Consider the following 15,657-nt stretch of genomic DNA (forward strand, 5'->3'; position numbering starts at 1 on the left):
ACTTATATCATTTAATTATTTATCAATAGGAATATAAATCTCCGTCAGCAATCCTTCAACCGGCGTTTCATCCGGTGAATTGAGATACACCTCAAACGTCAACGGACGTTTCTGATGATACATACTGTAAGGAAACCATTGATTATAAATCGTCTTATAAAATTCAGGTAAATCAGAATAACTGCCTTTATACCTGAAAACAGCGTACATCCCTCCGGGAATTTCCCGAAGTGATAATTTCCCCTCGGACTTGGCACTCCCTTCAACAAGAATCCCGATATAGAACCGCCGTTGTTCCATCGGTGTAATCAAGGGATTATCCTGACTTATACTCACAAAACGACTACTGGGAGCATTCTGCAAATGAACTGCTTTATAATGCAGTAATTGCTTCCAGATCGTGGTGTAAGCATATTTATCACGAAAAGTATCACCCACTTCTATGCAAACAGCTTTCAGGGTATTGATACGCATAATCTTAGCCTCGGGCATGCTATCCGGTTCTTGGCTCGCATTGACAGACTCATACTTTTCGCGATAAGCCGACATTGAAATGCCAAAGTGCTTTTTAAAAGCCTTTGCCAGACTGAACTTTGTCTGATAATTGGTCTGCATACCAATTTCCTCAATGCTCTGTCCGGTAGTTATAAGCAAATGGGCAATGTATTCCAAACGCAGACGCTGGATATATGTACCAATATTCTCTCCGGTAACATTCCTGAAAACCTTTCGGAAATGGAAAAATGAAAGATTAACCATCTTAGCCAACTGCTCTGGATCGATTTCCTGAAAGAGGTTTTGGTCAATATAAGTCCGAACCCAATTGATAGCTTCATAGTGAACATGTTGCGTCATCTCTTTCTGTCGCCAGCGTTTCAGGGTGGGAAGACGCTTGTTCAATAAGGTTCTTAATTCTTGTGGAGTATAGTCGGTTCCCGAATACCAGTTGTATTTATCGGTATATTTTACCCAGATATCCACCATCTCATTCATAGAGATATCCACTGTATAACTCCCGTCTTTCAGGCAATAGTAGCAATACTCGTCACTACAGGAATGATCGGCATTTGTGCCCAGATATTCTTCCACATCAAAGCGAAGAGGCATTCCACAACTCTGGCAATATTGCTTGTCTGCTATTTGTTCCATGCTACAAAGATACAAAGCTGATCCAAAATACAGTTATCCAAAATAGGTATCTTTCATATCCTCCACTTTCAATCCATCCACTGAATACCGAATTTCAACCGGCAGATTATGCAGCCTGTCCGGAAGCACTTGTCTACTGCCCTTTCAGAGTAATATCTTTGCCGGAAACAATTTATAATAACCACATGAAAATTACTTTTAAGATTCTATTGACACCATTGCTTGTCATTCTTCCGGGCTTAAGTTACGGACAGGGCTATATCAGCAGCGATTATATGCCGACAAGTACCCTTAAAGATGATGCCGGCAATAAATACGGGTCGGGAGACTTACTTATTCTATCCGGCAGGTATACTCTGCCGTTCTCTGTCAGGCACAATGAAAAAGGGCAAGTAACGGCATGGTCGGCAACCCTCAATTGTTCCTATGGCATTCTCAACAACAAAGGACCGGCCAAAGAATTAAACCCTGATAATATACTGAACAGCAGTTTAAATATATCACACATCAGGCCCTTGTCCGATAGATGGAGCATTATCGCTTCTTTAGGTGCCGGAGTCTATGCTTCACCCAGTGAAATCACGATAAAGAGCGTGTTAGCCAATGGTGCCGTTGTCTTTGTATATAAGCTAAGGAACAATCTTGACCTCGGAATCGGAGGTGGGCTTACCAATTCATACGGCATCCCGATGATATTACCTATGGTATACTTCAGCTGGAGGAACACGGGCAAATACGAATTTAAAGTAGACATGTCCAGCGGTATAAAAATATCTGCCGCTACCTGGCTGAACAAGAAATTTAAGGTAGAACTCACTGCTATCGAAATGGATGGCATGTCGGCCGTAATGAACATAGACGGAAAGTCCAAAATCTATTCAACGGCAAGCATGAAATCTTATATAAGCCCGTCATTCTACATAAGCAAGAAGACGAGCATTTATCTGGGTATAGGTGGCAACTGGATACGTAGCGCAAAAATCTCAGACCGTAGTTTCAAAGGTTTTATCGAAAACTTTAAAGAAGACGATGGGAGCTGTAATTTCGGCACCTCCTTACGTTTTACGGCAGGTTTCCGGTGCGGCTTCTGACGAAAACAGACATTTATTCCCTAAAAACTTACATGGCAGAATAATATATTGTATTTTTGACAAAGAAACAGTAATACCCTAAAGAACAGAATCAGTATGACAAGATATGTATTGGTGGAAGATGAACGGTTCGCCTATGAAGAAATGAAACGGATGATGCAAATGTTAAGGCCGGACTATCAACTGGTAGGCTGGGCAGAAAGCATTGAGCAGGCAGTCTTACTTCTCAGACAGAACAGGATAGACCTGATGATTGTCGATATACGCTTATCCGACGGACTTAGTTTCGAGATTTTTGAGCAATGCCCCATTGATATACCTGTCCTCTTCACAACGGCCTACGACGAATACGCCCTGCAGGCATTCAAAGTCAACAGCATTGATTACCTGCTGAAGCCCATTGAAGAAAATGAATTGGACGCGGCATTGCACAAGTTCGAACGAAACCATTCGCTACATTCCACCACTCCCCAATACAAGAAACTGGAGACCGATTACCTGGCAGGAAATAAAAAGAACCGTTTTTTAGTCCAGATAGGAGATACTTTCCAGTATGCTGAAACCCATGAAGTCGCTTTCTTCTACAGTGAAGAGAAGTACACCTACCTGCATCTGTTCACCAATAAAAGATACATTATCAATTACTCATTGGATCAACTGGAACCAATGCTGGACAGGAATCTCTTTTTCCGCGTATCGAGAAATTGCATCTCCAATATAAAGGCCATTCAAAAGAGTTCCAGGTATTTCGGCAGCCGTTTAAAGTTATATTTCCGCCCGGAATGCCCGCATGAAGTATTGGTCAGCCGCAGCCGCGCGAACGATTTTCTGAAATGGATAGACGGTACTTTATAAACTACGCTGATGAAACATAAGAAATACATATTCCTCTTTATCCTCACGATATCAATCTCTCTATTTGTTATCGGCTGTATCTATAACATAGTCAGCGGAAAGCCTTTAAAGATAAATCTGGCTTATCAGTTTATCATCAATCTTCCGCTATGTATAGCACTCGGATTTATTGATTTCGGAGTAATCAATTGGGTATACAAGAGATTAAAATCCACAAGTAATGTAGTCAGAATTTCTATCGACTTGTTATTGACCACCTGTCTTAGCGTTTCATTGGCAGGAATCCTGAACTGCCTGTTAGCCGGTCCGGAGATGTCAGGTTGGGATATCTTTAAAAGCTCCCTGCCTGTAATCCCATGGAACTGGATTGCCGTCTTCCAGATAGAAATCTTTTTCTATAACCTGCAGCAGACGGAAATGGAAAAGCGGCTGGCTGTTATTGAAAAAGAAAGAGCTTTGTATCAATTTGAAGTACTGAAGAACCAGATTAATCCGCATTTCCTGTTCAACAGTCTCAACGTGCTTGCTTCCTTGACCTATCAGGATGCAGAGAAAGCGAACCTGTTCACTAAGAAATTATCCACTGTCTACCGCTATCTGCTCACAACTCACGGGCAATTAAAAGTCACGCTGAAAGAAGAACTGTCATTTGTCGACTCATACCTGTATTTGGAACATATACGTTTTGGAGATACCTTGCACATCGACATAGAAGACAACGGAAAGAATCATAACCGCTTTGTCATCCCTGCAAGCATACAAATGCTTGTGGAAAATGCCATAAAGCACAATATCAGCACCACCAACTCCCCTTTAATAATCCACATCACCATTGATGATGAAATGATTATTGTTTCCAACAACCTCCAGTTGCGCAACTACGTAACTAAAAGTGGAACAGGGCTCAAGAATCTGCAACGCCAATATGCCCTGTACAACCGGCAAATTGATATTTTTCAAAACGAAAAGGAATTTGCAGTCCAAATTCCTTTTCTGGACTGAGGAATCAGTCTATCACAAAACTTTCCGATTTGAAGCCACTGTAATATCTTCCGGAAATTGCCGTGAATTTCAGGACGCAATAGTCGGGATCGGTCACGCCTTCCGGATAATACATCGTATCTCCTTCCCGCCATATCATCTCCTTACTGGCACTATCTGTCAGCACTTCCATTGTGCCGCGCAACATGACACCTCTGAAAAACCTTGCATCACAGAAGTAGATACAGGCATGATTATTTTCCCTGTATTGCGCAACACGCATTGACGAAGTGTTCGTTGTCAGGTAAATAGTCTTTATCCCTTCCCTCTTCCTGGGTTGCAGCATAGCCTTGATATTAGGAAAGCCCTCTGCATCCACCGAACCGATAAAAGCTGTTTTCAGCTTATCCATCATACCTCCGACTGTCTTTTCCGCATCTCTCATAATCTTATTATTTTATGGGTTATTATTCCGCAAAGATAGGCCCTCAAGGAAAATACAACGCAATAAGAACTAAGGGAGAAATGACACTTTTTACGGTTTATGCTCCTTCCGGTAAGACAAAGGTGTCTCTCCCGTACACTGACGAAAGCAACGGACAAAGTAGGAAACGGTTGAAAAATGCAGTTCGAAAGCAATTTCTGAAATAGGCAGTTCCGTATAGACAAGCAGCCGTTTGGCTTCCTCCACAACTTTATTCTGAATGTATTGCTTTGCACTGATTCCCATAGCTGAACTGACAATTTCATTCAGATAGTTTGGTGTGATGCATAGCTTATCGGCATAATATTGAACAGAGTGATGTTCTCTCAGGTCAGCCCCTACACACTCCATGAACTTGCTTATGTGGGTACTGCTTGCTTCTTTATGGGTACTACCGTCAGACAACATCTTTTGATATGCCCGGTCCAAAAGCATGAGAGCCTCATAAAGCAATGCTCTCAATACATGTACATCGTTTTGTTTATACGAATCGATCTCTGTCTTAATATCACTCAACAATTGAAGCATACGTACATAGAGCTCATTCGACAAGTGCAGTCCGGCAGATTTCCTCCCCACATTGAAGAAAGAAAGATGCTGCACAAACAACGGATCTTTAAAGAAGGAAGACAGAAACTCATCTTCGAAGATCAAAGCATAGCCATTTACAATGTGGCCGGTATCCCAATTCCGTATCTCTCCGGGTTTGGAAAACAGTACATCACAGGGAACTGCCTTATGCGTTTGATTATCGATAGAAAAATTACCTTCTCCCTCTGTAATGAAAGTAATATCATAGTAAGTCAATGTGTGCACAGTGCCCTTGGTCAAGAACTTTTTTACGTACTTCAGTTCTACGACATCCACTAAAAGTTCGCTTCCGTACTTAGTCTTATAGAAAGTATACCGGGGAATTGAATTTTTCATTGAAAAGGTTCTTACTCTAAGGATCACATTACTGCATGCAAATATATTGAATCTTACGGAAAAACTACTTATTCACAAACTTAAATTCATGTGGATTGTAACGGTCACCGACATCTGGATAGTTTCTCAATAGTTGTTCTATCCGATTTCTATCTCCGGCAGACAGGGATTCTATCTACAAGAATAGGGCAAGCTTTTCCTTCTTTTATCCAGATGAATCCGCCTGTAGAATTGGTAACAAAAGTATTAGCCGCAGTCTAAGACTGTGCCAAACTTAGACACATCAAAAAAAGAATCGTGTAAATTGTTCTCATGGCATTCATTATGCAGTTTATATTTATGGTTACTAAACTACTGCAAAAATAGTTCATATGCATAGGAATTATCGTACGATTGCATTCCCTGTTCACCTATAGCATGTTACGTATTCTTTAGCTATGTTTCAGAAATCATTGTCTATGTTACAACTTCTATTTGAGGGGTTATACTCCAATAAAATAATTCCATTTTTATTAGGGAATATATTAGGCTTAAATTACTTTTGTAGAAACAATCCGAGAGAATACTTACCATGAAAGATACGTTGACTTTATTATTATTATTGTTTATGCCACTGTTGGGGTATGGACAATCATGCAGGTTGTTTACAACCGACCGGGAATTATCTAGCAGTCTGATCAATAAGATATTTCAAGACCGAAACGGGATGATATGGATTGCCACAGAAGACGGTTTAAATCGTTATGATGGTGCTAAATTCACTATATACAAATATCAAGCGGGAGATAAACATTCGTTGGCGCATAATTATGTACGTACTCTTGCCGAAGATAGCAAAGGACATTTGTTTGTCGGAACTTACAACGGAATACAGATGTATAATCCGGCTACAGATAATTTTACGCCACCCGCTACATGGGAAGATGAAAAGCCATTCGAAAGCACAATCATCGATATTCTGGAACGAAAAAATGGAGAAATCTGGGTTTCGGGAAATGTATTATGTTCGTTAACGATTAACGAAAAAAAAGGCAGACTCACAGTAAGAAATCTCAAGTTACCTATACCGACAAGTATGACCGACTATATTATTGAAGACCAAAATCAATCCATTTGGATGATTAGAGGTGACAATGGAATTTATAAGCTCGATACAGATAGCAAAGTGACCCATTATTTAGGTTCAGAGAAAGGAGCCAGTATTGTCAGTATCTGCCATGATTCACAAGGAAATATCTTTGCTGCTGCTATGGGAAAAGGATTACTTAAATATGATAAAAAGACTGACTCGTTTATTTCGATACCGTATGAAGGAAAAACAAATCTACCGGTTAAAACACTCTGCTCAAGCAGTCAGGATGAACTCTATATAGGTACGGACGGAAGAGGCATAAAGATATTCAACAATAGAACGCAGCAAATAACAGACTATGCTTTTGAAAACACCTATTTTAACTCAAGTACCTCAAAAGTGCATTCCATATTGAAGGACAATACCGGAAATTTTTGGCTCGCCATCTACCAAAAAGGAGTCATGCTGATTCCCGCTCAGGTAAACAGTTTTAAATATTTGGGATACAGATCCATTGACAAAAATATAATTGGTTCCAACTGCATCACGGCTATGCACAAGGACCGGAATGGAATTATGTGGGTTGGTACTGACAACGATGGAATCTATGCCATAACAAAAGGTGGGACACAGAAAGCGCATTTCCGAGTAACCGATGAATCTTCTTCCGTTCCATCCACGGTTATGAATCTGTATGAAGACTCAGAACAAAATCTGTGGTGCGGTTCATTTATAAATGGTATGGGCAAGCTAGACAAGGCGACCGGACATTGCACCTATCGACGGGACTTGTTGGATGAAGACGGAAAACATGTACAACGCGTTTATGACTTTGCCGAAGACAAATATAAAAGGCTCTGGATAGCAACGATGGGGTCCGGACTGTTCTATTTAGACCTGATGAATGAACGTTTAGTCTATCATGAAAAGATAAATGCACAAGTCAACAAATGGATCAGTTGTTTATACTATTCTAAAGACAACAAACTCTATGCAGGTACTTACGATGGAATAAACTGCATTGATTTGAACACTGACGAGTTCAAGATGCAGAAGCTATTGTCTAAACATATCATTATCTCTATTTATGAAGATTTCCAAGGTACGATATGGATAGGAAGTTCCAACGGCCTTTTCTGTTGGGTTCCCAAAACACAAAAGTTATCAACTTATACCACAGCCAACGGTCTGCCCAGTGATGCCATTTACGCCATCCAAGGTGACGGTCAAGGCCATCTGTGGATAAGTACTAATGCCGGAATCTCACAATTCCACCCCGAAAGCGGTAGGTTTATCAACTATTATGTAGGTGACGGACTACAAGGTAACGAATTCAGTAAAAACGCTTCATATAAGGATAGAGAAGGCATCATCTGGTTTGGCGGAATGAATGGCATTACTTATTTCAATCCGCAGGAAATCACGAATCCCGCCAAGAAATGGAATATTCGTATAACCGATTTTTATCTGCATAACCAATCTGTGCGAAAAGGTATGAAAAGCGGTGGTTATGAAATTATCGACCGCCCGGTATTTGAAGCAAAAGAGTTCCAACTCTCGCATTTCGACAATGCATTCAGTATCGAATTCTCTACGCAGGAATTGAACAGTCCCGAACGGGTAACTTATCTCTATGCCATGAACAATGGCCCTTGGATAGCCCTGCCCGCAGGTACCCATCGGGTATCATTCAGCAATCTGACACCCGGTACCTACCGTTTTCGCGTAAAGGCTATGGACTATACTATTTACTCGGATGTGAAAGAAGTTATGATTTACATCCATCCGGCATGGTGGGCCACCGGATGGGCTAAACTCCTCTATTTTCTGATAGCCTTGGCAGTTATCGGAGGTGTCATTGCACAAATCCGCCATCATTACTGTATGCGTCAGGAGATGATGCAGCATGTTCATGCAGAACAGTTAAATGAGGCGAAACTGCAATTTTTCATCAATATATCACATGAAATACGTACACCGATGTCACTAATAATCAGTCCATTACAAAAGTTAATGGATAATGATACTGATAACTTACGACAAAAAGCCTACCGTATGATCTACCGGAATGCTGAACGAATTCTAAGACTGGTAAATCAACTGATGGATATCCGAAAGATAGACAAAGGACAAATGTCACTTGTTTTTCGTGAAACTGAAATAACAGGATTCATCAATGACCTCTGCGAAACGTTTGCCGAACAAGCACTGAAGAAAAAAATAACATTGACCTTCCACCATCCGGAGGAAGAAAAGCTGAAACTATGGGTGGATCCGGCCAACTTCGACAAAATTATTATGAATATCCTGTCGAATGCATTCAAGTTCACACCCGAAAACGGCAGTGTTGACATATACTTGACAACCGGTGAAGACAAGAACATGTATGATTCACTCCAGCACTATGCCGAAATTATAATAGCGGACAGCGGCATCGGCATCCCTGCGGAAGAGAAGAAACATATTTTTGAACGTTTCTATCAGATACATAACGACTTGAACAAATCTAGTGTAGGGACAGGCATCGGCTTACACCTGACTCATTCATTAGTGGAATTGCATCACGGCGACATTCGCGTGGAAGACAATCCGGACGGTACATTGGGCACACGTTTCATCATTCGGTTGCCGCTGGGATGTGAACATTTGCGCCCAGAAGAAATGGAACACAACGAAAAGAGCAATGTTATCTATACACAGGCAATGCCAATCACTTTGCCCATAGAAGAGACGGACGATGCTAAAGATGCAGCAACACGTACCCGAACCAAATATCGCGTACTCGTAGTAGAAGATGATGAGGAAATACGCCACTACATCTCTCAGGAACTGACCAACGACTACTATATGATGGAAGGTTGCAATGGAAAAGAAGCGTTGGAAATGATATTTAAACGGACACCCGACTTGGTGATAAGCGATATCATGATGCCGGAAATGGATGGGCTCACCTTATGCCGCAAAATAAAACAGAATGTAAACCTCAACTATATACCGGTTATCTTACTCACTGCCAAGACACGGGAAGAGGATAATATCGAAGGACTTGAGACAGGAGCGGACGCTTACCTGACAAAACCTTTCAATATTGAAATACTACGCAAAACAGTAAGAAACCTTATCCGTAACCGAGAGCGTTTACGCAATAACTTCAGCGGCCAGCAGACCCAAGAAGACAAGCTGGAAAAGATTACAGCTCAATCACCGGACGACAAGTTAATGGAACGTGTCATGAAAGTAATAAATGAGAATCTTTCCAATCCGAACCTGACGGTGGAAATGCTCTGCGAGCAAATAGGTATCAGCCGTGTGCATCTGCATCGGAAACTAAAAGAATTGACCAATCAGACCACACGCAATTTTATCCGAAATGTGAGATTGAAACAAGCTGCCACACTTTTGTCTGAGAAGCGATATACAGTAACAGAGGCAGCAGCCTTGACCGGTTTTACCGACCCCAATAACTTCTCTACTGCATTTAAAGAACTTTATGGAGTGCCGCCCAGTGCATATATGAAAGAACATTTGGGAGAAAAAGCACCGTAAGGTAAGTAAGAATAGATATCAGCTGGTGCAAGTATAGAACTATAATAAACATTGGCATCGTTGAAGTTAAACTTTGAGGATGCCAATGTTTAACTTTCTTATAACACAGTTTTCGGTATCTCTGTAATAGGTTCTATTGAAATCTCTTTTATAAACAGTTCCGCACCCTCTGATTGCAATTGCAACCTTCCGGAAGTAAGCGGATGAATGGAACCATTATCGCAAGAGCAGATATCTTCGTTCACCATCACTGTCACCCCGTTAACTACATGAACTGCCGTTTGCCCCAAACAATATAATTCCAACGTATTCCATTCGCCCAACGGCTTTTCAGCATGTTGCCTTTTCCTTATCATACGTCTGTTCACCCGTTGTCCAAAACGTACCTTTTCAGCTTTAGGATCATATACATATACTCCCTTTTCACTTTTTACCTTGGCACTGCACTCTACGCTGTCTACCATCAGAAAAGTATCCCCCGGATTATCATGCATCATTTGACATTCAACAGAAGCCATCCACGTACCGAATGCAGTCCCCAAAGGCCCATAGCCATGATACAGAAGTCCGCCATTACGTTCCAAGGTCACTTTGTCTCCCCATTTATAAACCACCCGCAGATGATAATTCCCGAAGGATTCTTTGGTAGCAAGGGAACCGTGAACCTCACCCGATATACGAATCATTTTATATCCGTCAACGGTCACAACAGAGAATACATTATCCGTAGTCGCCGTTTTACCCAATTCCTCGTGCCCTGGAAAAGTCGGACCGATATACTTATCCCAGTTTTCAAGATTTTCTCCGTTAAAAAGACTTTTCCAGCTCTCTTTTTGACTCCATGATATTCCCAAAATACCACCGAGCAATATGACTATAAATATAGCAACATTCCTCATTTTACAATCAAAGTTTCTTTATCCAAATATCTTTGAACCGAATTAGTAACTCATCCCCATTATGGAGCTGAAGTGCAATATGTCCACTTTGTCCTACACGACGTTTTTGATGCACAGTATCATCCAGAGTACCAGTAGCATCCCAATCAGTACACACAATTCCATTTACAAGTGTCCGGATATGCATGCCCTTGCATATAAGAAGTCATTCCATCCCCATCTTTTGCATATTTGAATAAGTACTTTTCTGGTTTATATTCCTCCGGCATATTCCAGTCGGGAAGTCTGGGATGTATCCAACACCGCACTCCGGTCGTTTCATCATAAATAAGCCCTGTACGCCAGAACATGTCAGAAGGATTGATATCCACCTGCGGACCGTCCATCCGCCTTCAGTCAGGGAATCATACCGACATCGAAAATCCAGGCCACTATTACCGAGAGAATCCGGATAGGCTTGAAATTTTAAATTTAGCTCAAAATCCGTAAATACTAGTTCTGATGCTAACCAAACATGATGGTGTTCCTTCTTTCCGATAGAATTACATTAAGATAGTACTCTCGTCAATGATCCAAAATGTTTTATTACTGTCCTGCTGTTGACATTGTACCATCCACCCCGAAAGGTTTTTCCCATTGAAAAGAGATTCCCTTTCATTCTGTTGGGCAGTGGCTGTCAAATACGCACCCAGCAGAATGAACAAAACAAGAGCTTTCATTTCAGTTCTTCTATTTCAATATCCTTATACCATATTTCCGAAGCCTTTCCTTCATGAATTTGAAGGGCAATGTGACCATCCTGACTTACAGTTGTACCGATACCTTCGAATGGTTCATCAGTATAGGGCTCTATATAGTCCGTTGTCTTTACACCGTTCAGCCAAATGCGGATACGCGGACCTTCGCATCGAATAATATAGTCATTCCATTCATTAGCCTTATAATCCACGGGAGTTCCCAACTGCATTCCGAGGAAATCCCAACGGCGTTGTTCATCATAGAGCGCGCCACGCTTCCAAGAAAGAATATCAGCCTGATAGCCAACCATCTCGAATGGACGCTCCAGAATTGTACAAGGCATACTTCTGAACTGTACCCCTCCATTATAATTATCATCTGTTGCTTTCACCTTATATTTCAGGCGCAACTCAAAGTTCTTGTATTTACGTATGGTACGTACAAACTGGTTATGTTCCAAATCCTTGTCCATTGTTCCGCCTACTATCGCGCGCTTTTCTATCCGGAAATGAGCCATGCTGTTCTCTCCGTCATTTCCTTCCCAGCCGTCAAAGTCCTTTCCATTGAAAATCTTTGTACCCTTGAAAAGAGTAAGAATATCCATCGGTTGTGAAGTCTCCGATAGGGAAGTAGGCACAAGTGCCAGATAATGTACATCGGGGAGTGCCTCATTGGCTTTCAACTTTCCCTCCTTATCACGACTTATACCATTCTGTATCCCATGTAATGAAAAAGTCACGTCTCCTCCATTGGCGATTTTAATGACACCCACCTCTGTTGTCGTATAATCATACCACGTAAATGTCGGTTTGAACAATTTTGCCAACTCTTGTCCGTCGGCATCGAGTGTCATCGCACTACCTGCGTAAGGTTGTGAATAACGAATCAGCACTTGATAATTTCCAGGTTTCAGATTGGTCGTCCACGAAATAGTCTGATCCGGTTTGTTCCACGCGTGAATAGTAGCTTCCGTACCGTTACCCTGCAAATTCATGTCTGCAGAAAACTTGGCAGTATTCGCATTTAATCTGATAGTATCGCCTAATTGGGCTTTCTTTTCCTTTACCTTGATTATTTCACCACATATCTTATCTATGTAGTTTACACTCTGGATGAGGTAAGGCATCGGGTTATCAAAGTCATGTTCATATTCCAACATCATCAAAGGCTTAACATCATTGTCGCTCAGCGCCTGAAAGATTTCAGAAAGGCGGCCCTTACCTGTACCGCAAGGAACATCCAGACCATGAGGGCCTCGTTCACTGACATCACGCATGTGGAAATGATACAGCTTTCCTGTTTCATCAATATAACGTTTGGCTATCTCATACGTGTCAAAACCTCCACGCATATAGTGACCGATATCCACCGAAGCCCCTATGCAGGGACCATAGTTTTTCGTGTCCTCAACTGTAAAATCTGGATTCCAATAAGATGCAGCTTTCGGATGATTAGTGAAGACCATCTTCACGTCATATTTATTCAGAATATCTTCATAATAAGAAACGGGCTTGCCACCATTATTCGCACGGCGGGGGTCTGTGACAATCATCCATCCCATCTCTTTGCAGAACTTCACCACATCCTCAAAACCTTTGCCGCTTCCATCCATCCAGTAATAGATAGACTCACATTTTATACCGCTTGCTGCAAGTTTCTGTTTGATACGGTCCATCCACTCTTGGGGCATTCCTGCATAGATTCCCTGGGTGGTTTCCGGGCTGATTCGTGCTCCAATAGTTGCTTCAATATAATGCAATCCTAAAGCACGAGTAAGGTCTATTCCCTCAAAAAAAGTATATTTATGAAATGAATAAAACTGCATTCCAACTTTCCATCCCAATTTTTCCGCATTGGGGCAACCGTCGGCCAAACGGCCATAGCAATTGTAGGGCGACTGGACTATTTTATTCAAATTTAGATTTTCGGCAGCTTGTCCGTATGACTTTGCGCCGAATCCAAGCATTAAACACACTAATAGTAGTGATAGAGAAAATGTTTTCATGATAATTAGTTATTTATTTTGTTATTACGATTATGAATTTCATATTGTTGACTACAAATATACGAAGGCTGCGAAAAAAAATAGCCGTCAAAACGTTACATATATCTTTATCAACGTTGCGTATTGGGCTTGTTACCCACATAATAGCTAAAATCATCCACATCTATGTAGCCTTTAGCCTCTTTGTTATTGTAGGTACAAATGCCTATCATATCACCTCTGAAATTTGCCGTTTTCATTCTGAATTCTTCTCCAAAAGGAATAAAAGTCTTATCATCAAGGCTGTATAGAAAGTGTTGCCCTTCCGTGGTATATTGTTTACTTTCATCCCGTTCTTCGAATCCTGAAACGGAACGGATATATATCGTCCCGACTCCTTCCGGCAGGGGGGTACTGTTTATCACTTGTCCGTTCTTCTCGTAAATCACATGTTTGCCATTTTTCAGATATTGAATTCCGCAGAGTGCATAATCTATTCCTCCGTTAAAATGTACCATTCCGCCCTTTTGCCCTTCCGACATGCCCGAAATATCCATTTTTACCGTTACAGCCACCGTGTCTGAACTCATGTAGCGTTGTTCAATCGTATTGGCTGCCAGAAAGAGGGAATCCGTACCGTTTGCTGTGGCTCCGGCATATAGGCGTAAAAAACCGGGACGTTCCGTTAAAGACCAACGCTCGTTGTCTGGCTGGTGATTCCAGGCCCAGAAATGCTTCAATTCCGATGAAGAGAAATCATCACTACCATGGGGCAGGAAAGAAGCGGATGATGCTATCGGTTTAGGAAGTCTCCAGTTCATTTTGCCATAGCCGTCCTCTATAGAATCACCTATAATGGGCCAGTCTTCTATCCAGGTCACCGGCAACAGACAAGGAGTACGCCCGTCAGAACCGTAACGGTTGAACTGCGCTATCCAGAACCAGCGTCCGTCAGGCGTATCCACAAAACCGCCTTGTCCCGGCAGTTCCTGTTTGTAGGGATTGACATGAAGGTCAATGCGTCTCATTTCGTATTCACCGATATCCCCTGGTTTGCCGGGGGTACCGTCTTTCTTTGTTCCGTAAATGTTCTTGGAGCGATAGATATAAGTACCGGCACCTTTACCGCCCTCCAGAAACTCTATATGCACTATATAGTAATATCCGTTGCGCTTGTATATCTTATTCCCCTCAGTAGAATAATTAGGGCTATACAGCGTCCCTCCCTTAGGGTATTCATACACGATATTGCGTACTTTCATGTGTTCCACATCCGCATCCAGCAGTTGGGTACCGTCAGGAGTCATCTCGAACAGATAGCCGTACCATATCTTCCCAGGATTACTGCTCACGAGATAAGCCTTTCCATCTTCAGCCCATACAGGGCATGGGTCGGTCCATCCGGCTAACATCAAGGGCTTACCGTTCTTATCTCTCAAAGCGCAAATGTCCCATTTTCCTGCCGGGTCTTTTGCTGTTGCCACAAACATTCCATCTGTATAGAGATTTACATATACATAGAACAGTCCATTGTGATAACGTATGGAAGGCGCATACACTCCACCATTATAACGCATCATTTGCTTATAAGAAAAGGCATCATTGATTTCTGACAAATCATTAAACACTCCCCCTATTATCTTCCAATTTACGAGATCCTTCGAATGAAGTACCGTCACTCCTGGTGAAGTCTCGAAAGTTGAGGATACCATATAATATTCATCTCCCACACGGATAGGATCGGGATCGCTGAAATCTGCTGCGAGAATAGGGTTCCGGTAAGTACCGTCACCCATATCTCCCCAGTAACCGTTTTGTCTTTGCTCGTTCAAAAGGATATTATCCCTTTCCTGAGTTTTGCAACCTATAATAGTCATAAGGCAGATGACTATAAGGATTATTTGACGGTGTTCTAAATAATATCTCTTCAT

13 protein-coding genes are annotated in these 15,657 nt (G+C 41.7%); 4 read left to right on the forward strand and 9 right to left on the reverse strand.

Annotated features, from left to right (window positions below):
• Nucleotides 1–15 precede the first annotated feature (15 nt).
• On the reverse strand, nt 16–1,149 hold the full coding sequence (locus DWW10_RS17030; protein ID WP_118421955.1) for a GyrI-like domain-containing protein: 1,134 nt from the start codon (nt 1,147–1,149) through the stop codon (nt 16–18).
• 185 nt (nt 1,150–1,334) lie between these two features.
• On the opposite strand from DWW10_RS17030, the gene DWW10_RS17035 reads away from it, so the two are divergent.
• From DWW10_RS17035 to DWW10_RS17045, 3 genes are all read left to right on the forward strand, one after another.
• Nucleotides 1,335–2,240, forward strand: a complete 906-nt coding sequence (locus DWW10_RS17035) for a DUF6268 family outer membrane beta-barrel protein (RefSeq protein ID WP_118421956.1) — start codon at nt 1,335–1,337, stop codon at nt 2,238–2,240.
• 96 nt (nt 2,241–2,336) lie between these two features.
• Entirely contained in the window at nt 2,337–3,095 is a 759-nt protein-coding gene (locus DWW10_RS17040; RefSeq protein ID WP_118421957.1) for a LytR/AlgR family response regulator transcription factor, read from the forward strand.
• A gap of 9 nt (nt 3,096–3,104) precedes the next feature.
• Nucleotides 3,105–4,097, forward strand: coding sequence for a sensor histidine kinase (locus DWW10_RS17045; protein WP_118421958.1), 993 nt, complete (start codon nt 3,105–3,107; stop codon nt 4,095–4,097).
• Between the two features lie 4 nt (nt 4,098–4,101).
• Here the strand turns inward: DWW10_RS17045 and DWW10_RS17050 are convergent, their stop codons facing one another.
• Both DWW10_RS17050 and DWW10_RS17055 read right to left on the reverse strand, forming a co-directional pair.
• Complete coding sequence (locus DWW10_RS17050) at nt 4,102–4,521, reverse strand: pyridoxamine 5'-phosphate oxidase family protein (RefSeq protein WP_118421959.1); 420 nt, start codon at nt 4,519–4,521, stop codon at nt 4,102–4,104.
• 90 nt (nt 4,522–4,611) lie between these two features.
• Nucleotides 4,612–5,487, reverse strand: a complete 876-nt coding sequence (locus tag DWW10_RS17055; protein ID WP_118421960.1) for an AraC family transcriptional regulator — start codon at nt 5,485–5,487, stop codon at nt 4,612–4,614.
• Nucleotides 5,488–6,058: 571 nt separating this feature from the next.
• Here DWW10_RS17055 and DWW10_RS17060 point away from each other — a divergent pair.
• Nucleotides 6,059–10,105: a hybrid sensor histidine kinase/response regulator transcription factor gene (locus DWW10_RS17060; protein ID WP_118421961.1), complete on the forward strand. Its 4,047-nt coding sequence runs from the start codon at nt 6,059–6,061 to the stop codon at nt 10,103–10,105.
• Nucleotides 10,106–10,203: 98 nt separating this feature from the next.
• Here DWW10_RS17060 and DWW10_RS17065 read toward each other — a convergent pair whose 3' ends face one another.
• From DWW10_RS17065 to DWW10_RS17085, 6 genes are all read right to left on the reverse strand, one after another.
• A complete protein-coding gene (locus DWW10_RS17065) occupies nt 10,204–11,004 on the reverse strand; it encodes a 3-keto-disaccharide hydrolase (RefSeq protein ID WP_118421962.1) in 801 nt (266 codons plus the stop codon).
• A 7-nt stretch (nt 11,005–11,011) separates the two neighbouring features.
• Nucleotides 11,012–11,191 (reverse strand): LamG domain-containing protein, encoded by a 180-nt coding sequence (locus DWW10_RS26705; RefSeq protein WP_118421963.1) that lies wholly within the window; start codon nt 11,189–11,191, stop codon nt 11,012–11,014.
• Nucleotides 11,151–11,390 carry a hypothetical protein gene (locus tag DWW10_RS17075; RefSeq protein ID WP_118421964.1) on the reverse strand — a complete coding sequence of 80 codons (240 nt, stop codon included), beginning with the start codon at nt 11,388–11,390 and terminating at the stop codon, nt 11,151–11,153. Before DWW10_RS17075 ends, DWW10_RS26705 begins: the two co-directional genes overlap by 41 nt.
• Before the next feature lie 156 nt (nt 11,391–11,546).
• Nucleotides 11,547–11,723: a hypothetical protein gene (locus DWW10_RS26100; protein WP_182021444.1), complete on the reverse strand. Its 177-nt coding sequence runs from the start codon at nt 11,721–11,723 to the stop codon at nt 11,547–11,549.
• Nucleotides 11,720–13,747, reverse strand: a complete 2,028-nt coding sequence (locus DWW10_RS17080; RefSeq protein ID WP_259320499.1) for a 3-keto-alpha-glucoside-1,2-lyase-like domain-containing protein — start codon at nt 13,745–13,747, stop codon at nt 11,720–11,722. Before DWW10_RS17080 ends, DWW10_RS26100 begins: the two co-directional genes overlap by 4 nt.
• A 110-nt stretch (nt 13,748–13,857) precedes the next feature.
• Nucleotides 13,858–15,657, reverse strand: a complete 1,800-nt coding sequence (locus DWW10_RS17085; protein ID WP_118421966.1) for a glycoside hydrolase family 43 protein — start codon at nt 15,655–15,657, stop codon at nt 13,858–13,860.

The organism is Bacteroides intestinalis (genome assembly GCF_003464595.1).
Lineage (GTDB): Bacteria > Bacteroidota > Bacteroidia > Bacteroidales > Bacteroidaceae > Bacteroides > Bacteroides intestinalis_A.